Here is a 20102-nt window from a genome sequence, read left to right on the forward strand (position 1 = left end):
ATTTGTTTTTTCTAATATAAAGTATATATTTGCAGCCGCTTAAAAGGAAATAAATTGACCTGGTAGCTCAGTTGGTAGAGCATCTCCCTTTTAAGGAGAGGGTCCTGGGTTCGAGCCCCAGCCCGGTCACAAAAAATAAGAACTTCATAGTAATGTGAAGTTCTTATTTAAACAATTTAAAAGAGAAAGTCGTTTCTCTAATTAGTAAAAAAATATCTTTTTAGTCGTTAAGATAAAAATAAATGACCTGGTAGCTCAGTTGGTAGAGCATCTCCCTTTTAAGGAGAGGGTCCTGGGTTCGAGCCCCAGCCCGGTCACATTATATTAAAAGCTTCACAGAAATGTGAAGCTTTTTTTATGCAAAAAATTATTATAATCAGTTTTATTGTCAATTTTAAATTTTTGTATCTTTCCCAGAATAATTGAAACTTAAATTTGATGGAAGAAAATAAGGGAGCTGAGGAAAAGGTAGATCAATCTAAGCAAGGAATGAAAGATGAAGCTAGAGGTTTGCTCTTTAGTATCAGAAAATATTTAACCGAACTTTTAGACTTTAGACACGATACGGATCATGAAGCTACCATGGAGGCTATTAAAGCAGATATACCTTTTAAAGGGGCCACTGCTTGGATTCTTATTTTTGCAGTCTTTGTGGCTTCTATAGGGTTAAATGCTAATTCTACTGCAGTTGTTATTGGTGCCATGTTAATTTCACCTTTAATGGGGCCTATTTTGGGAATAGGAAGTGCTTTTGCAATTAATGATATTGAAGTGTTTAAAAAATCATTAGTCAGTTTGGCAACGATGATTACTTTAAGTTTACTTGCGTCATTTGTTTTTTTCTATTTCTTTCCCTTGAGTGAAGATACATCCGAGTTATTAGGGAGAACAAGACCAGATATTAGAGATGTGTTAATAGCCTTTTTTGGTGGTTTGGCTTTAATGGTTGCAAGAACAAAAAAGGGAACGGTAGCTTCTGTTATTTTTGGAGTTGCTATTGCTACTGCATTAATGCCGCCCTTGTGTACTGCAGGATTTGGTTTAGCAAAAGGTTTTTCTGGAGATACTGTTGGTTTTACGTATGCTTTAGGAGCTATGTATTTGTTTACAATTAATACCATTTTTATTGCTTTGGCAACATTTATCGTATTAAAACTGTTAAGTTTTCCAATGCATAAATATGCAAATGCAGCAAGAAGAAAACGATATGCTACTATTGCAACAGTAGTAGGTATTGCTGTTATGATTCCTGCTGTTTATACTTTTTTACACGCCTTAGAAGAAAGTAGGGTAAATGCACAGTTAAAAACGTTTGTTAAAAATGAGGTGATGACTATTGATAACTATCAATTAATTGATGAAGATTATGATTTTGATACTAAGGTTTTAAAACTTAATTTCTTTAACGAAGTAACTGCTGTAGAGAAAAATATGTTAGAAAACAGCTTGATTAATGACCCAAGATATGATCGCTTAAAAGAAGTGAAGATTAATATTAAAGGAAGTGATACTAAAAGTTTTGAATTAATAACAACAGCTTATACAGAAAAAAGAGAAGAGTTAAATGAGAGTAAAAAATTAATACAAGAACTTCAAGACAAAATTACTGAGTTAGAAGGTATTATTTCTGGTTTAAATATAAGAATTGAAAATGATGCACTTAATAATGATAAAAAAGCAATTGCTTTTAGTAGAATTTCTAAAGAAGCAAAAATTCTATATAATGAAATTGAAGAAATAGGGTTTTCTAAAGTTTTATTTTCAAAAGATTTTATTAATATTGATACAATTCCTACGGCAACGGTAAAGTGGAATTTAAAGGTGTCAGATACTGTTATTCGTGTTAAAGAAAAAAAATTACGTACTTGGTTGCAAAAAGAAATGAACTTAGATACATTATTTATTAAAAGAGATAAGTAAGTTTTAAGGAGTTTTTATAAAAAGGATTGTTTTTTGTCAATCTGAATTTATTTCAGATTCTTTTGATCATTGAAATTTAGATTGTTTAGATGGAGAAAGAACTTCAGTATGATATGATTCAATCCTTTTTTGAGATTTTTTTTATTGTCAAACATTAAATTCTAACCGTTTTTGTAGAATTCAATTTCTACATTTTGGTTGAATAGATACACTTTTTTATTGCTCATATTCATGCATTCATATCGGGTTCTACGTTTATTTCCTCTTTTGTAGATGATGTTTTTAAATACAAATAAACTACCAAACGGAATATCAAAAATAAAATGCTTGCCGGTTTCAGCTACATTTCCTCTTAGCGCTAAAGATAGATCTGCATCAGTATCTGTACTTGCTTTTGGGTTTTTAAAATACCTTGCTAAAAAAGGTAGCATTTCCATAGGGTAAATTTCTGGGCGTAAAAAAGGTAGCATTAAATGCTGAAAAACCATTTTCCACTCTTTACCATGAGGCTGTACGCGTCCGAATTTTTGATGCGTGACATGATGTGCAATTTCATGAACTAGCGTAAGTAAAAACTGATATTTATTAAGGTTATTATTTACGGTAATTTGAAATCTTCCGTCGGGTAATTGTCTAAAATCACCATGTTTTGTTTCTCTCTGATTTACAATTTTTAGCGTAAAAGAATGCTCGTTTATAAGAAACTCTATAAACGGGATTGCTTTGGAAGGAACGAAATCTTTGTAATTTGAATTCAATTTTTAATTTTTTTGAATGCTTACTGCTTACGGAGTTGAAGAGGATACTTGTAATACTTTTCCGTTATAAAATTTATTTCCTGTTAAAGAGAAATCAAAAATATAATTCGCCATTTCTGTAGCAGAGGTAGGTGCTTCGTATCCAGGGAAAGCTTCTTCTAGCATTTCTGTTTGTACGGCTCCTAAAGCCAAAACATTAAATGCAATTTGTTGTTCTTTATATTCTTCTGCTAATAATTCTGATAGCGTAATTACTGCGCCTTTGGCGGATGAATATGCTGCTAATCCAGGAAATTTCATACTTCCTTGAATTCCTCCCATTGAGCTTATGGTAACTACATGACTTCCTTTTTGCATGAACGGAATCATTAATTTAGTCAACTCAGCAACGGCAAAAACATTTACTTTATAAACTTCTAAGAAATCATCTGAAGATAAATCTGTAAAAGGCTTATTGATTAATTTACCTGCATTATTAATTAAAACATCTACTTGTTGCCAGTTATTGTTAACATAATCAGTTACTTTTTCTAGGTCTGAATTCACAGATAAATCAACAGAAATTAAAGTGATGTTTTTATGATTAAACTCAGATAGTGGTTTTGTGTTTCTAGATAAGGCTAATACCTGATGTCCTTTTTCAGCAAACTGTTTAGCGAGTTCAAAACCAATTCCTCTGCTTGTACCTGTAATTACAATGTTTTTCATTTCAATAAAAAAATTTGAACGAGCAATTTACTCAATTTTTCATAAATTTAAACTCAAAATCATGACAAATGAAATCTGTTGGAATTTTAATTTAAACCTCAAAGGTTTTAAAACCTTTGAGGTTTATCTGTATTTTTAAAAATTAGAAGGGCTAGTAATCCTTAGGAGTATATGGCTTAAATTACTTATTAAAATTCAGGGCCATGAAATTCAATATCTTATAGAACCTATTGTACCCCAATTAAGGTTGGTTTCATTTAATAGAAAAACTACTCTTCCGTTTCAAAAGTGATATGTTGGTAAGCACCAATATCAGGATTTGTACTTCTGTCAATACCTAAAATATCTGTAGTGAAAGAGGTTGCTTTTGCTTTATTAATAGCATCAGATTCTTCACCAATTATAAAATCACTCTTTTGAGTATTTTTAAAATGAGCATTACCGTTTATAATATTGTCTTGGTAAAAAGAACTTGTAAAATCTAGTTCGATGTTGTCTTTAAAAGAGTCATTACTATCTGTAAACTTAATCATGGAATTACTAACGTTGTAGTTAAATATACCGCCTCCATCAACTTTATCTAAGATAAACTCTATGTTGTTATTTCCATCAAAAATACAATTGGTAAAATTAGCCGCATGTAAATTTCTGGTCTCAATAATTTCTTGTCCTGTTGCATCCGAATATACAAAAAAATTGTTCACCAAAACAGCAGGAAGTTGACGTAAACCACTGTTCCAAAAGTTTGCAAAAGTAGAATGCGTAAAATTATACGTTCCACCAATAGTTGCTGCTAAAGAAACCTGACCAGCAGCGCCAATAACTACATTATTACCTTCAATATTTGCTTCTCTACCTAAAATACCATAACTAGAATGGTTGTAGATTTCTGTGTTCTGTAATTTTAAAGTTGGAGTAGAAGGAGTACCAATGCTATCAACCAAAATACCTATTATTCCGTTTTTAATAATGGCGTGGTTCATTTCATTGTTTTTACTTCCAGCACGCATCCAAATAGTTCCCCATTGTCCTGCAGTTTCACTAAAAGAGTGTTCTAGTCGGTCTCCTTCGAAAATTACTTTATTAGCAAGTGTTCCGTTTACTTTTAAGGTAGCTTGGTTATCTACAATTAAACCAGAATTATCATGAAAATAAACTTTTGCTCCAGCTTCAATAGTTAGTGTTTTGTTTGCTGGTACAGCTGCAAATCCATAAATAACCGTAGGTTTCACATTGGTAATGGTTAATTCTGTATCTGTTAAAAAACGTCCTTTTAAAGTGGTTGGTTCTCCGTCTAAAGTTAAGCTATCAATTTTCATGGAAATAGCATCTTTTCTAGGAAATATAAAATTAGCATCTTGTACTAAAGTAACTAAATCTACATCTTGTTGAGAACTACCAGAATCGAATAGAATTCTATCCGTGTATAACGGATTAACCACATTACTCGCATTTATAGTAGTTTCTACAAAGATAAAAATACTGTCTTTGGCAAGAATATCTATGTTTTTAAAATCTTTTCCAGGAATTCCATCTACATTTAACCTGTAGTTAGAATTTGTACCGTTTTCTAATTTTATTTCAGGAATGGTGATAGCATTTTTTCCTCTATTATATACTTTTAAATTATACGTGGCAGAACCAATATTTGTAAATATGGTATCTAGAAAAACGGTGTCTTTAGAAAAATCTAATGCACCAGAACTTGGTGTTGTATTAAAATCTTTTCTACAAGAACTTACAGAAATAAGAACGAGACAAATAATAAAGGAAATAAAGTAACGCATAATAGTAATTTCTGTCTCCTCGAGCGCAGTCGAGAGGTTGGTTATAGGTCTCGACTGCGCTCGACCTGACATTTTATTAAAATATAATAATAGAACTTTTTAATAAGTCTATTATTGTTTTTTAATCAATTCAATTTCAAATAATTTACCCCAATGTTTACCTGTTACAAAAAGACGGTTATTCTCTTTGTCATAAGCAATACCATTTAAAACTTCGTCATGAGGAACTAATTTTTGTGTTTTTTCCATTTCTGTATGCAATCCTTTTAAGTTTGCAATACCTTCTACAACACCTGTTTTTGGATCTATGACAACGATAGCATTTTGCTGATATTTATTTGCATAGATTTTTCCATTGATCAATTCTAATTCATTTAAGTCAGCCACTGCGTATTTGTTGGTGTACACTTGAATCGATTTTTCTTCTTTTAAAGTCTCTGGGTCTAAGAACCAAATTTTGTTTGTACCATCAGATTTTATCAACTGAGTTCCGTTATGTGTAAAACCCCAACCTTCTGCACTATTATTATAGGCAAATTCTTTTTCTTGTTTAAAGGTTTCTAGATTATAAACAAAACCCTTTTTAGCCTGCCAAGTTAACCAGTAAATCTTATTATTAAGAATGGTCATTCCTTCACCAAAATACTTTTTATCTAAATCTATTTTTTGTAAAACTTTACCCGTTTCAATTTCAACTTTTCTTAGTGTAGATTTTCCTCTTTGACCTGTAGTTTCATATAAAAAACCATCATGATATTCTAAACCTTGTGTGTATGCGGTTTTATCATGCGGATATTCATTTATAATTTTATAGTCATATACAACAGGTTTTTTATTTGCTAAAACTTCAAAAAAACTATTTTCTTTTTTTGTCTTTTCAGCATAAAAAACCAGCGCAGAAATTTGGTGCTTTCCAACGCCTAATTCAGTTGTATTAATAGAAATTGCATTTCCATCCGAAGAAACTTCATTTCCATTCACGAAAAATTGAACACTATTTATGGCTTTCTCTTCTTTCTCTTTTAAAGTAACTTCTACATTAGAATTTAGAGCGACTTGTTTTTTATGCTCTAAACTAAATTTATAGACATCAGAACAAGATGTAATTAGCAGAAAACACGCAAAAAATGTAACAAGTAAGGTATTCTTTTTCATTTTTGTAATTATTTATATTTATTTTTAGTCTTTTTAGCTTTTATAAAAGTGCTGAAAAACCACTATTTATCAACGAAATCTGATGTAAAAATAACTAATGTGATTGTTAGACCAAATAAAAACAAAATATTTATTTGTTAATTAAAAAATATAGTTAAATTTGCATCCTCAAAATAGTAAACAACAACTATTTAGAGAATCGAGTAAGCTTTACCAACTTCACTCATGCAAACATAACATTAAAGTATTAAAATATAATAAAATGAGAAAAGGAATTCATCCAGAAAATTACAGAATGGTAGCTTTTAAAGACATGTCTAACGAAGATGTATTTTTAACACGTTCTACAGTAGACACTAAAGAAACGTTAGAAGTTGATGGTGTTGAGTATCCTTTAGTAAAATTAGAGATCTCTAGAACATCTCACCCATTTTACACTGGTAAATCTAAACTTATTGATGCTGCAGGACGTATCGATAAATTTAAAACGAAATACGCAAAATTCAAAAAAGAGTAATTCTTTTAGAATTTTCAACATATTTAAAACTCCAACATTTATTTGTTGGAGTTTTTTATTTTAGATTATATTGATTTTTTGGGGTGTTTAACATGGAAAACAAGATATTGTAATTTGTGGTTTTCTGTGTAGTCTATTTTTTAGTAATTTTGATGTTGTCTTGCAGGTCAAGACTTAGGTGATTATCTGTTTTTAAGTTGATATTATTAAGAGTTTTTAGAGGTGAAAAAGAAGGAAGTAATTAGATTAGAAACAATTTATTATAATAAATAAGAAGAGTATATTTTATGAAAAATTTTGATATTGTTATTATTGGTGGTGGTCCTATTGGAATTGCTTGCGGATTAGAAGCTCAAAAAAATGGGTTGAGCTATGTAATTTTAGAAAAAGGGCCAATAGTAAATTCATTATATAATTATCCAGTGAATATGCAATTTTTCTCTTCTTCAGAAAAGTTAGAGATCGACGAAATTCCGTTTATTAGTAAAGAAGCTAAACCAAGAAGGAGTGAGGCTTTAGAATATTATCGAAGAATTGCAACTTCAAATAAGCTACATATTAATTTATTTGAAAAAGTAACTTCTGTGTCTAAATATGAAGATGAATTTTCAATTATTTCTGATAAAAACACCTATAAGTCTAAGAATATTGTTATTGCAACTGGTTTTTATGATATTCCGAATTTGCTAAACGTACCTGGTGAAGATTTACCAAAAGTTTCTCACTATTATAATGACCCACATTTTTATGCTGGACAAAAATTAGCTGTTATTGGGGCGAGCAATTCGTCTGTAGATGCAGCTTTAGAAAGTTATAGAAAAGGAGCAGATGTTACCTTAATTATTAGAGGGACAGAAGTTGGACAACGTGTAAAATATTGGGTAAGACCAGATATTATCAACCGTATAAAGGAAGAAAGTATTCAGGTTTTTTATAGCAGTACGGTAAAAGAAATAACAAAGGATACCATTGTTATAAATACTGAAAATGGAGAAGAAACGTTACTAAATGACTTTGTTTTAGCATTAACGGGTTATAAACCAAATTTTACGTTTTTAGAGCAAGTTGGTGTTTCTTTTTCTAATGATGAAAAGAAAATTCCTACTTATAATGATGAAACGATGGAAACCAATGTGAATGGAGTCTATTTAGCAGGCGTTATTTGTGGTGGAATGGAAACGCACAAATGGTTTATAGAAAACTCAAGAATCCATGCAAAAATGATTGTAAGTAATATTAAAAAATTAAAAGAATAGTTTGCTGCAAACTATTCTTTTAATTCATAAACATCAATTTGAAGTTCATCAACTTGATCTTTAGGTATTTTTTTAATCACTTTTTTAGTAAAATTAGGTGTCTGAATATAATAACTAACTTCACCTTCGCGCCCGGGTACATATTTAATCTCTAACGTATTTGTACCTTTAATTAAGTGTAAATCTGTAAGTCCGCCTGTGCCTCCAAAATACATTAAGCTATTACCATTTAGAGTTGCTTGAAAGACATCCATTCTTTCAGAGTAAATAAAAGCAGCATCTTTATTACCTAAAGTAACTTTTTCTTTTTCTGATTTATCTTTTTTAAACTTTAAGTCAAACTTTGAAGTTATAGTTCCAGATTCTTTTTCGCTTGAAACATAGTAAAAAGGAATATATTCTATTGAGCTTCTTAAACCAAAACTAAATTTTCTAGGTGGATTGAAGTTTGTTGTTCTTCTATCAAATTTTATTTCAATAGTATTCTCGCCTTCTTTTAATACAAAAGCCATTAGGTCTTGAATAAAAGGAGGCATGTCTTGTAATTGATTTTTAAATGGGTGTTCTTCATTAAAAATCTTTAGACCAGAAAGGTCTCCTTTGTTTACCGGTTTTCCATTAATTTTTAGCTGAACATCGTAATTACTATTATGTCCAGAAACAAAAGCTTTAATATGTTTAGTGTCTTGGGATGTCATACTTATAAAAATTAGTGAAATTAAAATTAATAAACTCGCTCTTTTCTTCATGTCAGTTTTCTTGTTTTTAATTGTTATATTTTAGAAATGTTACTTTCTTAAATAGCAATATAGAGGGGGAGATTTTTATTAATATTCTTTAAAATCGATAGATTTATTGGGCAAATGTAAATGTTATTCTATGATTTTTAAACGTTGTATCTATTTCATTCTGGAAATAAATGAACCCTCTTTTTAGTTCGATACCTAGAAGGTAGTTACTCAACTGTTTATTTACTTTTTTATTAAAAAAAAGCTAGCTGTAAAAAAGACATTATGGAAACCAATTTAAAAGGTGTGTGTTTAGTAGATCTTGTTTTCGGAGGTGTGGAATACACATAGAATTTAAAAGAAACAAGCCTTAACATTTAATTGTTAAGGCTTGTTTTTAGCTGTTTTAATATTTTGTTTAAAACAATTTCTTATAATAATCAGTTGCCATTCTTTGGGTTGTAAACTCAGGAATAACATCATCCATAGCTTTAAATACTATTTTTTGCCAGTTTTTAGGAGCATCGTAATACGTTGGTAATACTTTGTTTTCTAAAATATTGTATAAATTATCGGCGTCCAATTTGTCTTGCTCATAGGTTGGTAATTTATAATCTATTGCTGGTAGTACGAAACAGTTTTCTTCGTTCTTTTTAAATTCAGGTATCCAGCCATCATCTGTAGAAACATTTACAGAACCATTCATTGCAGCGGTCATACCACTTGTGCCAGAAGCTTCACGTGTAATTCTTGGCGTGTTCAACCAAACATCAGAACCACATTTTAATTTTCTAGACAAGTCTATTTCGTAACCAATAACTACTGCTAAATTTGGTTCTTGTTTAGATTGATGTACCAAGTGGTTAAAAGTATCGATTGCACCATAATCAAACGGATATGGTTTTCCTGCCCAAATAATTTGTACAGGATATTTTTCATTATGAATTAATTTTTTAAATCGATCGTAATCATGTAAAAGTAAATCGGCTCTTTTATAACCTGCAAAACGTCTTGCCCAAACAATGGTTAACACATTCGGATCTAATTTTTTACCAGTTTGTTTGTAAACTTCTTCAAAAAGTTCGCTTTTTAACGCCGTTTTTTTCTTTTTATAAGCAGTGACATTTCCTTTATTCCAAGATTTTTTGATAGTTTCATCTTGCCAAAATTTTTGATTTTGAGCGTTTGTAATCGGAATTATTTTACAAATACCTTCGTAATCTTTCCACATATCATTTGCAACAATAGCATGAAGTTTAGAAACTCCATTTGCTTTTCTTGCCATTCTTAACGCAGAAATTGTATAATTAATCATGCCACCATTCACCATTTCGGTTTGCAATTCTTGTTCAGAATAGGTTCTACCAAAGAATCCACATCGGTTTAAATGACGCGCATCTCGCTCTTCATTTCCAGCTTTTTCTGGTGTATGTGTTGTAAATACCATTTGATCTTTGGTTACACCTTTATCTTTTAAATAATAAAAGGCAGGTAAAGCATGCCCTTCATTTAAATGGTAGGTGTCTGCGCCTCCTAGTGCTTCTACTACTTTAGCTCCCGCAATTCCTAAAACAATACTTTGAGATATTCTTGTTACCTGGTTTTGATCGTATAAATGGTTGGTAATAGTTCTAGATAAATGGTCGTTTCCGTCTACATCTGTACTTAAAAAATACATTGGTACGGTTCCAAAAACCTCTGGTTTTAAAACATAAGCCCTTACTTTTACATTCGGATTGTCATGAAGTTTAATAGTTACTTCAATCCCTGTATATTCTAAAAAATCGAAGTGTTTTTCATTAAATTCAGTTTTTAATGTTTGGTCATCATTTCTTGCTTGGTCGTAGTAGCCATATTTCCAAAGCATGCCAATACCAATCATATTTTGTTTTAATTCGAAGCCAGAACGCATGTGAGAACCTGCTAAAAAACCCAGTCCTCCAGAATAAATATTAAAAGCTTGATCGATACCGAATTCCATACTAAAATACGCAACTTTCTTTTTATATTTTGTTGCTGGTTTGTATGGGTGATGCCATTTACTGTATATATGTTCCATGATTTTTTTTGATTTTAATATTAAAAGTAAGGAAAATAGATAATTTATGATGTTGTTTATAAGTTAAATTTAGGTAATTAAAGTTAATTTATAATGCTTTTAAATTTAAGGTAAATGGTTTGTTTTTAGTTTTTTATGATATCCGTCATTTGTGGTTTAAATAGGTTTTTTAAATGCCTTTTTTAACTTTTCTGAGATTTCTCAATCGCTTTAAAAAAACTCATTTTGGAATGACATTCGTTTTATTATTCCGAAGAACGAGGCGGTGATAAAACGAATTAAAAAAGATAGAATACTTCTAAGTTATTATAAAAAACAAAAAAAAACCGCTTCAAAAAGAAACGGTTTTAAAATACTAAAAGAACACTGTGTGTTCTACATATAATCTTCAATTGGGTTACAAGAACAAATTAAGTTTCTGTCTCCAAAAGCATCATCAACTCTACGTACGGTTGGCCAAAATTTATTTTCAGCAATGTACTCTAAAGGAAAAGCCGCTTGTTTTCTAGAATAAGGTAAGGTCCATTCATCTGCAGTTAACATTTCTTGCGTGTGAGGTGCGTTTTTTAAAGGGTTGTTGTCGTCCTCTTTGGTTGCTTTTTTAATTTCTTCACGAATAGAAATCATCGCATCACAAAAACGATCTAACTCTGCAATAGATTCAGACTCTGTAGGTTCAATCATCATAGTTCCTGCAACAGGGAAAGAAACTGTTGGAGCGTGAAAACCATAATCCATTAAACGTTTAGCGATGTCTACAACTTCAATTCCGTTTTGTTTAAAATCACGACAATCGATGATCATTTCGTGCGCAGCTCTGTTCATTTCTCCAGTATATAAACTGTTGTAATGTCCGTGTAAACGTTCTTTAATATAGTTGGCGTTTAAGATGGCATTTTTGGTGGCATCCGTTAATCCTTTTGCACCTAACATGGTAATATAACCGTAAGAAATTAAACACACTAAAGATGATCCCCAAGGAGCAGCAGAAATGGCAGTAATTGCATTTTCTCCTCCTGTAGCAACTACAGGGTTTGTTGGTAAAAACGGAACTAATTGTGGAGCGACACAAATTGGACCAACTCCAGGACCTCCACCACCATGTGGAATGGCAAATGTTTTGTGCAAGTTTAAGTGACAAACATCAGCACCAATCGTTGCAGGATTTGTCAACCCAACTTGTGCGTTCATATTTGCACCGTCCATGTATACTTGTCCGCCGTTATTATGAATAATTTGTGTAATCTCTTTAATTGCTTTTTCATATACTCCGTGTGTTGAAGGATAGGTAACCATTAAGGCAGCTAAATTATCTTTGTGTAAAACTGCTTTTGCACGTAAATCTTCAACATCAATATTTCCTTTTTCATCTGTTTTGGTAACCACAACCTTCATACCTGCCATAACTGCTGACGCAGGATTTGTTCCGTGTGCAGAAGCAGGAATTAAACAGATATTTCTGTGAGAATCGTTGTTAGATTCGTGATATGCTCTAATAGTCATTAAACCAGCAAACTCACCTTGTGCACCAGAATTTGGTTGTAAAGAAGTACCAGCAAAACCAGTAATAATATTTAATTGATGTTCTAATCTTTTTAAAACTTGTTGATATCCTTCAGCTTGATTTAATGGCACAAAAGGGTGAATATTTCCCCACTGTGGATTACTTAAAGGCAACATTTCAGAAGCTGCATTTAATTTCATGGTACAAGAACCTAAAGAAATCATAGAGTGATTTAATGCTAAATCTTTACGCTCTAATTTTTTAATATAACGCATCATGTCTGTTTCAGATTGATACGTGTTAAACACGTCGTTGTCTAAAAACGATGTACTTCTTTTAGTGTTTTCTGTAATAACTTCAAAATCTGCACTAAAAGATTCTTTTGTTAAGATTTGATGAAAATCATCTACAGTTTCCGATGCAATCGGTTTCTTTTTAAGCTGACCAAAAATGGTAAACAAGTTCATTAAATCTTTCTGTGTAGTTGCTTCGTTTATAGAGATAGAAATGTGTTTTTTATCAACATAATTAAAGTTCACTTTAAAAGACTCTGCAACAGATTTTAACTTAATACAATCTATTTCTACCAATAAAGTATCAAAATAAGAAGAGTTTAACTGCTTAAAACCTGCTTTTTCTATAAAATTGGCAACTAATTTAGTTTTGTTGTGTATAGAGTCTGCAATAAATTGTAAACCACTTTTACCATGGTAAACAGCATACATACCTGCCATAACTGCTAATAAAACTTGTGCTGTACAAATGTTAGAAGTCGCTTTTTCTCTTTTTATATGTTGCTCACGAGTTTGCAATGCCATACGTAAAGCACGTTCTCCGTTGATGTCTTTGGTAATACCAATAATACGTCCTGGAATACTTCTCTTGTATTTGTCTTTAGTTGCAAAATAACCAGCATGAGGACCTCCATAACCTAACGGAATTCCAAAACGTTGTGTAGTTCCTACAACAACATCAACTCCAAATTCTGCAGGAGCTTTTAATTTTACCAATGATAAAATATCAGCAGCAACAGCAACTTTTATATTGTTTTCATTCGCTTTCGCTACAAAGGCAGTATAATCATAAACTTGACCATGTTTACCTGGATATTGTAAAATAGCTCCATAAAATTCCTCAGAAAAATCAAATTCCTCATGGTTTCCAATAACCAACTCAATTCCAATAGGAGTAGCGCGCGTTTGTAAAACAGATATTGTTTGAGGTAAAACTTCTTCAGAAACAAAAAACTTATTTACACCAGCTTTCTTTTGTGCTCTTTCTCTAACATCAAATAAAAGTGCCATTGCTTCTGCAGCTGCAGTACTTTCATCTAATAAAGAAGCATTTGCCAATTCCATTCCTGTTAAATCACAAACCATGGTTTGAAAATTTAGCAACGCTTCTAATCTACCTTGTGCAATTTCTGCTTGGTAAGGTGTATACGCTGTATACCAGCCCGGGTTTTCTAAAATATTACGCTGAATTACACTTGGCACAATTGCCTCATGATATCCTAGACCAATGTAACTTTTAAAAACTTTATTTTTTTCTGATAACTCTTTTATATGTGCTAAATACTCGTATTCGCTCTTCGCAGGCGCTAAATCTAACTCATTTTTTAAACGAATATCATCTGGAACAGTTTGGTAAATTAACTGATCTAAATTATCCGCTTTTATAGTTGATAACATTTTTTCTTGCTCCTCTTTGTTAGGACCAATATGTCTGTTTTGAAACAAATTTGTATTCATGTAATAGGGTTTTGTTAATGCTCTTTTAATCTGATTTCGATTGTTCTTAGTTGTGTGTATTTATTCGAAATTACGCAGACCAAAAGTAGGAAAATAATAAAATAATTTAACCCATTTTTTTGCCAAAAAAGGGGGAATTATTAACCAAAAAAGAATGTTATGAACATAAAACCTATTTTTGCCGAATGAGATTCTTAAAATTGGTTTTAGATTTTTATATAAATGCAAGTATTCATGTTGCATTTTCTGTGTATGCGCTGCTAAGAATTACAGAAGTTTATTTAGATCTACCTTATAATAGCGACTTAAATTATTTTATGTTTTTGGGAACTATTACAGGGTATAATTCTGTAAAATATGCAGGTGTGGCAAAATTGCATCATAAAAGTTTAACCAAAAGCTTAAAGAATATACAAGTGTTTTCATTTTTCTGTTTTTTAGCCTTGGGATACTTTGCATACCAAATTTCTTTAAAAACACTGTTTTATACCATTCCTTTCTGTTTATTAACGGTATTGTATGCGGTTCCTTTTTTAAGTGGATTTCATAAAAATTTAAGGGAAGTAAGTTATTTAAAAATTGTAGTTGTAGCTTTTGTTTGGGCAGGTTTTACAGTGTTAATTCCTGTGGTAGATGCGAATAAAGAAATCACTTTAAATATACTTTTACTAATGTTGCAAAGGTTTTTAATAGTGGTGGTTTTAATATTGCCTTTTGATATAAGAGATGTGCAATATGATGCTATTTCTCTACAAACAATACCGAAGAAAATAGGTGTAGCAAAAACAAAGAAATTAGGATTAATGCTATTGGTTTTTTCTTTAGTTTTAGAATATTTGATTACAGCTAATACGCTAGTAAAAACTCCTTTTATGCTTTTCTTTTTTCTATTGATAATTTTCTTAATGAGAGCAGAAAAAGAACAATCTAAGTACTTTAGTTCCTTTTGGGTAGAGGTGTTGCCAATTGTTTGGTGGTTATTTCTTTTAGGATTCCATAATTTTTAAGGATGAAAAACTATTATTCTATCAGTATTTTTAAATTATCAGAATAAATAAAATAGATATCATAAAACTGTAAATTAGCTTCTTCATTCCCTACTATATTTGTAGATTTACTCACTTAAATTCAACCAAGATTCTTAAGTAATGATTAGCACAAAAAGAAATTATATTTTCGATTTTGACAGTACCTTAACCAAGGTAGAAGCATTAGATGTTTTAGCAGAGATAACCTTAGAGAACAATCCTAAAAAAGAGGCAATTATTCAAGAAATAATTGACATTACCAATTTAGGAATTGACGGCGAAATATCCTTCACAGAATCATTAGAGAGAAGAATAAAATTATTAAAAGCTAACCAAGCCGATTTGTCTGGTTTAGTAGCAGCTTTAAAAAAGCAAGTATCAAAATCCATAGAAAGCAACAAAGAATTTTTTGAAAAATTTGCAGATGACATCTATGTGATTTCTTGTGGATTTAAAGAGTTTATAGATCCTATTGTAGAAGAATACAATATACCTTCAGAAAGAGTGTATGCAAATACTTTTGAGTTTGCAGCAGATGGTGAAATTATTGGTTTTGATGCTAATAACCCATTGTCTCAGCACAACGGAAAAATAAAGTGTTTAAAAGACATGAATCTCGAAGGAGAAATACAAGTTATTGGTGATGGGTACAGCGATTATGTAACTAGAGAAGCTGGTGTAGCAGACAAGTTTTTTGCATACACAGAAAACGTTTCTAGAATTAAAACAACAGAAAACGCAGACCACATTGCCCCAAATTTAGATGAATTTTTATACGTAAACAAGTTGCCAAGAAATATCTCATACCCAAAGAATAGAATTAAAATATTATTATTAGAAAACGTACATCCAGATGCTTTTAACAAGTTGTCTACAGATGGTTTTTCTGTAGAAACCGTTTCTAAAAGTTTGTCTGAAGATGAATTGATAGAAAAAATAAAAGACGTACATGTTTTAGGTATTCGTTCTAAAACAAACGTAACGCAAAGAGTTGTAGACGCTGCAGAAAAATTAATGGTAGTTAGTGCATTTTGTATTGGTACCAAACAAATAGATTTAGAAGCGTGTAAAGAAAATGGAGTGGTGGTTTTTAATGCACCTTACAGCAATACACGTTCTGTTGTAGAATTAGCAATTGGAGAAATCATTATGTTAATGCGTAGTGTTTTTCAAAGAAGTACAGAAATTCACAATGGTCAATGGAATAAAACGGCAGAAGGTTCTAGAGAGGTTCGTGGTAAAAAACTAGGTATTGTAGGTTATGGTAATATTGGTAAGCAATTATCAATTTTAGCAGAAGCTTTAGGTATGGATGTTTATTATTATGATGTAGAAGATACCTTAGGTTTAGGAAATGCAACTAAGGTTGATCAATTATCAGACTTATTAGCATTATCTGATGTGGTTACTTTACATATTGATGATAATTCTGCAAATAAAAACTTTATTGGAGAAAAAGAAATTTCTCAAATGAAAGATGGCGCACTTTTAGTAAACTTAGCAAGAGGTTTTGTAGTAGATATTCCTGCATTGGTTGCCGCTTTAAAAAGCGGAAAATTAGCTGGTGCAGCAGTAGATGTATATCCTTCTGAACCTAGAAAAAACGGAGAATTTTACTCTGAATTACAAGGTTTACCAAACGTAATTTTAACGCCTCATGTTGGTGGAAGTACAGAAGAAGCACAAAGAGATATTGCAGATTTTGTACCAAGTAAAATTATGGCGTACATTAATTCTGGAAATACAGTAGATGCTGTAAACTTCCCTAATATCCGTTTACCAAGACAAACAAATGCACACCGTTTTTTACACATTCATAAAAATGTACCGGGTGTAATGGCTAAAATAAATAAAGTTTTAGCAGAATATGATTTAAACATTAATGGTCAATTTTTATCTACAGATCCAAAAGTTGGCTATGTAATAACAGATTTAGACAAAGAATACAACAAAGAAGTTTTAGATGCCTTAAGAGAAATTGAAGGGACTATTAAATTTAGAGTGTTGTATTAGTAGATAACAAATGAATAAATATCTATTTATTTTCATTTTATTAATTTCTTATAATTCATTCTCTCAACTTAATTTTAAAACTTATTTTAAAAAAGCAGAGAATGGATTTGAGTTTTTAGCAGACAACAATGAGTATTGTCCGGTTTCGGTAGAGGTAGATTTAGAGTTGGTTAACTTGTCTACATCCAACGGAAATTTTAAAACATACGTAATTCCTGCAAGAACTACAGGCTTTGTAATTACTACATTAAAAGCAATAAAAGCTGGTTCTTACAAGTACAATTCTAAAACACGGTATAATTACGGAGATTTTGCAACGAAAGAGAAAGATACTATTGCCGTAAATAAGAAAGACACCATTGCTGTTGAAGAATACATTTACAATCTTCCTTTTAAACAAGGAAAAAAGTTTAAAGTATCTCAAGGTTATAATGGCATAATAACACATCAAAAGAAAAACGCACTAGATTTTCTAATGCCAATTGGTACAGAAATTTATGCAGTAAGGGAAGGTGTTGTAATTAAGGTGGTAGATCATAACACCAAAACATGTGTTACTAAAGGCTGTTTAGAGTATAATAATTTTATTTTAATCTATCATTCAGACGGTACATTCTCCGATTATGCACACATAAATACTAATTCTGCTACCGTAAAACCAGGCGATAAAGTAGCTAAAGGTCAGTTAATTGCTAAAAGCGGAAATATTGGTTGGTCAACCGGTCCTCATTTACATTTTGAAGTTTTTAAGCAAGAAATTATTAAGCGAGAAACCCTTAAAACCAAGTTTAAAATTAACGACGGAACAGAAGTACCCGTTTATTTAGAAGAAAAAGTAAAGTATCAAAGAAAGTATGAATAGGCTTTTTTTTATATACAAAACACCCTTCAGATTTTATAATTTGAAGGGTGTTTTTTTTGAAGCTATTTAATGTAGTCAGTTTTTATCTGTATTCTGGATTTTCAAATTCCCAACGTTCTCCATCATCCCATTCTTTTCGAGAGTTTCCATAATTATTGTAGCCACCATTTTTCTTTAACATCAGTGCTAAGTGAAGTAAATTATAGGTCATAAAAGTTGTGTTTCTATTTGTAAAATCACTATCGAAACCAACAGGTTTATCTAATTTTTCTCCTTTCCACTCTTTATCACCATAACTTGGTCCAGGACCAACTTTTCCAATCCATCCAGAATCTGCTTGTGGCGGTATGGAGTATCCTACGTGTTGAAGCGAATATAATATTCCCATTGCACAATGTTTTACGCCATCTTCATTACCTGTAATTATGCAGCCACCAACTTTACCGTAAAAAACATACTGGCCTTTGTTATTGGTTAAACCACTTAAAGCATAAAGTCTTTCAATTAGTTTTTGGGCTTCAGAAGATTTTTCTCCAAGCCAAATTGGTGTTCCAACGATAAGAATATCTGCGTCTAGAACTCTCTTTGTTAATTCTGGCCACTCATCAACATCCCATCCATGTTCAGTCATATCAGGATAAACACCACTTGCTACTTGATGGTCTATTAGTCTAATCTCATCTATTTTAACGTTTTCTTTAACCATAATGGCTTTTGAAACTTCCATTAATGTTTTGGTGTGGCTTTCTTGTGGTGACTTTTTAAGAGTACAATTTATGTAAATTACTTTTAAATTACTGAAATCTGTTTTTTGCATAATTTTAGTTTTAATAGGTTACAACGAACTATGATTAAGCTAAAAATAAGCAATTTTTAATAGACCTTATTGATTACAGTAATTTTTAACCTATCCTATTTTTTTTTCGAAGGCTAAGTAGTGAGTTGTATTCTCATTGAATAATGGAATTATCTTAACTTCACAATTATAAGCTGTTCCGTCTTTTTTGTAGTTTACAATAATTTCTTTAAAAGGGTTGACTTGCTCTATTTTTTCCTGAATTCTATTTTTTGTTTTTACAGAAGTTTCTTCTCCTTGTAAGAATTTAGGTGTTTTGTTTATTGCAAATTTTTTAGAATAACCAGTCATTGATGTAAATCCTTCGTTTACCCAAATTATGTTTTGATTTTTGTCAGTTACGATTAATGCTTCATAGTCATTTTCAGAAAAAGCAAGATTTAAGTCATTTTTCCAATTGAACTTTTTAGCAAAAGAAAGTACTTGTTCGATTTCCATTCTCTTTTTAGCTTCAATTAACCTTATATAATAATCATCCATAAAAATATCCCAACTGACTAATGGCGTCGTTTTTACTTTTGAAATTTCAACTTTTGGCTTTATTTCATTATATTCTTCTTTATTAAGACCAGACAGGTAAATATCCAAGCATTTCATTTCAGTAAGATTATTTTTCATAGTGTTATTCCTTAGGTTCAATATTATTGCAACGCGTATGTAAAAGCTTTGTTATGTGTTTTGAGTGGTGAATTTCACAAGTTAGCTAAAAGCCAAACGTCATATTTAAAATTACTCCTTTTTATATTTCTTATGTTCTATTTTCTTTTTCTCTAAAATCGCATAAAATTTTCGTGGCGAGATTTTTAAATCTTTTGTTATTTCACTCACTTTTTTCTTTCCTTTTTTATACAGTTTTAAATTTTTGTTTACTTCTTTGTCAAAATAGTCTTTTTCCAATTTTTTAACAATTTGTAATTCAGTCAGATTTGAATCATTCGTATATTTTTCAATTTCCGATTTAATGTCTTTTAAATTACTCATATTTGTCAATTTTAATGGTTCTTCTCAATGAATTCTAAGGTTGTTTTTTTCATTGTTCTCCCAAATAACATCCTCGATTGTTGCTTTTGAATAGCATATTTTTTTCGATAGTTCTATTAAATTTTCTATTTCGTGCTGATTATCATAAGCCATTAATAATTCGTTCGTTATTGATAAAGAAAAAATCATAATAAGTGTGTGAAAATTTTGGTTTGTCGT

At 30.9% G+C, this 20102-nt stretch carries 16 protein-coding genes and 2 tRNA genes; 8 read left to right on the top strand and 10 right to left on the bottom strand.

The annotated features are described in order from the left end of the window. Positions 1–56: 56 nt before the first annotated feature. From H0I27_RS05100 to H0I27_RS05110, 3 genes are all read left to right on the top strand, one after another. Positions 57–129, top strand: a tRNA-Lys gene (locus H0I27_RS05100). A 115-nt stretch (positions 130–244) separates the two neighbouring features. Beyond that, positions 245–317 (top strand) — tRNA-Lys (locus H0I27_RS05105). Positions 318–438: 121 nt separating this feature from the next. After that, a complete protein-coding gene (locus H0I27_RS05110) occupies positions 439–1920 on the top strand; it encodes a DUF389 domain-containing protein (protein WP_218732798.1) in 1482 nt (493 codons plus the stop codon). A gap of 161 nt (positions 1921–2081) precedes the next feature. Here H0I27_RS05110 and H0I27_RS05115 read toward each other — a convergent pair whose 3' ends face one another. The 4 genes from H0I27_RS05115 to H0I27_RS05130 form a co-directional block, all read right to left on the bottom strand. Beyond that, positions 2082–2678, bottom strand: a complete 597-nt coding sequence (locus tag H0I27_RS05115; RefSeq protein ID WP_218732799.1) for a SprT-like domain-containing protein — start codon at positions 2676–2678, stop codon at positions 2082–2084. A 27-nt stretch (positions 2679–2705) separates the two neighbouring features. Further along, entirely contained in the window at positions 2706–3386 is a 681-nt protein-coding gene (locus H0I27_RS05120) for an SDR family oxidoreductase (RefSeq protein WP_218732800.1), read from the bottom strand. A 269-nt stretch (positions 3387–3655) separates the two neighbouring features. Beyond that, complete coding sequence (locus H0I27_RS05125) at positions 3656–5173, bottom strand: hypothetical protein (RefSeq protein WP_218732801.1); 1518 nt, start codon at positions 5171–5173, stop codon at positions 3656–3658. A gap of 111 nt (positions 5174–5284) precedes the next feature. Continuing rightward, positions 5285–6328, bottom strand: a complete 1044-nt coding sequence (locus H0I27_RS05130) for a glutaminyl-peptide cyclotransferase (RefSeq protein ID WP_218732802.1) — start codon at positions 6326–6328, stop codon at positions 5285–5287. A 262-nt stretch (positions 6329–6590) separates the two neighbouring features. Between H0I27_RS05130 and H0I27_RS05135 the strand changes: the two genes are divergently transcribed. Further along, the gene (locus tag H0I27_RS05135; RefSeq protein ID WP_087520665.1) at positions 6591–6845 is read left to right on the top strand and encodes a type B 50S ribosomal protein L31; all 255 of its coding nucleotides are present in this window, start codon (positions 6591–6593) and stop codon (positions 6843–6845) included. A gap of 287 nt (positions 6846–7132) precedes the next feature. Then, positions 7133–8101 carry a YpdA family putative bacillithiol disulfide reductase gene (locus tag H0I27_RS05140; RefSeq protein ID WP_218732803.1) on the top strand — a complete coding sequence of 323 codons (969 nt, stop codon included), beginning with the start codon at positions 7133–7135 and terminating at the stop codon, positions 8099–8101. A gap of 11 nt (positions 8102–8112) precedes the next feature. Here the strand turns inward: H0I27_RS05140 and H0I27_RS05145 are convergent, their stop codons facing one another. The 3 genes from H0I27_RS05145 to gcvP form a co-directional block, all read right to left on the bottom strand. Beyond that, complete coding sequence (locus tag H0I27_RS05145; RefSeq protein WP_254712813.1) at positions 8113–8799, bottom strand: hypothetical protein; 687 nt, start codon at positions 8797–8799, stop codon at positions 8113–8115. A 448-nt stretch (positions 8800–9247) separates the two neighbouring features. Next, complete coding sequence (gene glgP, locus H0I27_RS05150) at positions 9248–10888, bottom strand: alpha-glucan family phosphorylase (protein WP_218732805.1); 1641 nt, start codon at positions 10886–10888, stop codon at positions 9248–9250. Positions 10889–11263: 375 nt separating this feature from the next. After that, positions 11264–14143 carry an aminomethyl-transferring glycine dehydrogenase gene (gene gcvP / locus H0I27_RS05155; protein WP_218732806.1) on the bottom strand — a complete coding sequence of 960 codons (2880 nt, stop codon included), beginning with the start codon at positions 14141–14143 and terminating at the stop codon, positions 11264–11266. Positions 14144–14328: 185 nt separating this feature from the next. Here gcvP and H0I27_RS05160 point away from each other — a divergent pair, with 185 nt between their 5' ends. From H0I27_RS05160 to H0I27_RS05170, 3 genes are all read left to right on the top strand, one after another. Next, positions 14329–15150, top strand: a complete 822-nt coding sequence (locus H0I27_RS05160; protein ID WP_218732807.1) for a hypothetical protein — start codon at positions 14329–14331, stop codon at positions 15148–15150. A gap of 141 nt (positions 15151–15291) precedes the next feature. Then, a complete protein-coding gene (gene serA / locus H0I27_RS05165) occupies positions 15292–17184 on the top strand; it encodes a phosphoglycerate dehydrogenase (protein ID WP_218732808.1) in 1893 nt (630 codons plus the stop codon). Between the two features lie 10 nt (positions 17185–17194). Then, positions 17195–18046 (top strand): M23 family metallopeptidase, encoded by an 852-nt coding sequence (locus H0I27_RS05170; protein ID WP_218732809.1) that lies wholly within the window; start codon positions 17195–17197, stop codon positions 18044–18046. An 82-nt stretch (positions 18047–18128) separates the two neighbouring features. Here H0I27_RS05170 and H0I27_RS05175 read toward each other — a convergent pair whose 3' ends face one another. The 3 genes from H0I27_RS05175 to H0I27_RS05185 all read right to left on the bottom strand — a co-directional run bounded on the left by H0I27_RS05175 (position 18129) and on the right by H0I27_RS05185 (position 19883). Continuing rightward, a complete protein-coding gene (locus tag H0I27_RS05175; protein ID WP_218732810.1) occupies positions 18129–18863 on the bottom strand; it encodes a flavodoxin family protein in 735 nt (244 codons plus the stop codon). A gap of 90 nt (positions 18864–18953) precedes the next feature. Then, positions 18954–19520 carry a PAS domain-containing protein gene (locus H0I27_RS05180; protein ID WP_218732811.1) on the bottom strand — a complete coding sequence of 189 codons (567 nt, stop codon included), beginning with the start codon at positions 19518–19520 and terminating at the stop codon, positions 18954–18956. 111 nt (positions 19521–19631) lie between these two features. Then, complete coding sequence (locus tag H0I27_RS05185; RefSeq protein ID WP_218732812.1) at positions 19632–19883, bottom strand: hypothetical protein; 252 nt, start codon at positions 19881–19883, stop codon at positions 19632–19634. Between the last annotated feature and the right edge of the window lie 219 nt (positions 19884–20102).

Origin of the sequence: Polaribacter sp. HaHaR_3_91 (genome assembly GCF_019278525.1) — a bacterium.
Lineage (GTDB): Bacteria > Bacteroidota > Bacteroidia > Flavobacteriales > Flavobacteriaceae > Polaribacter.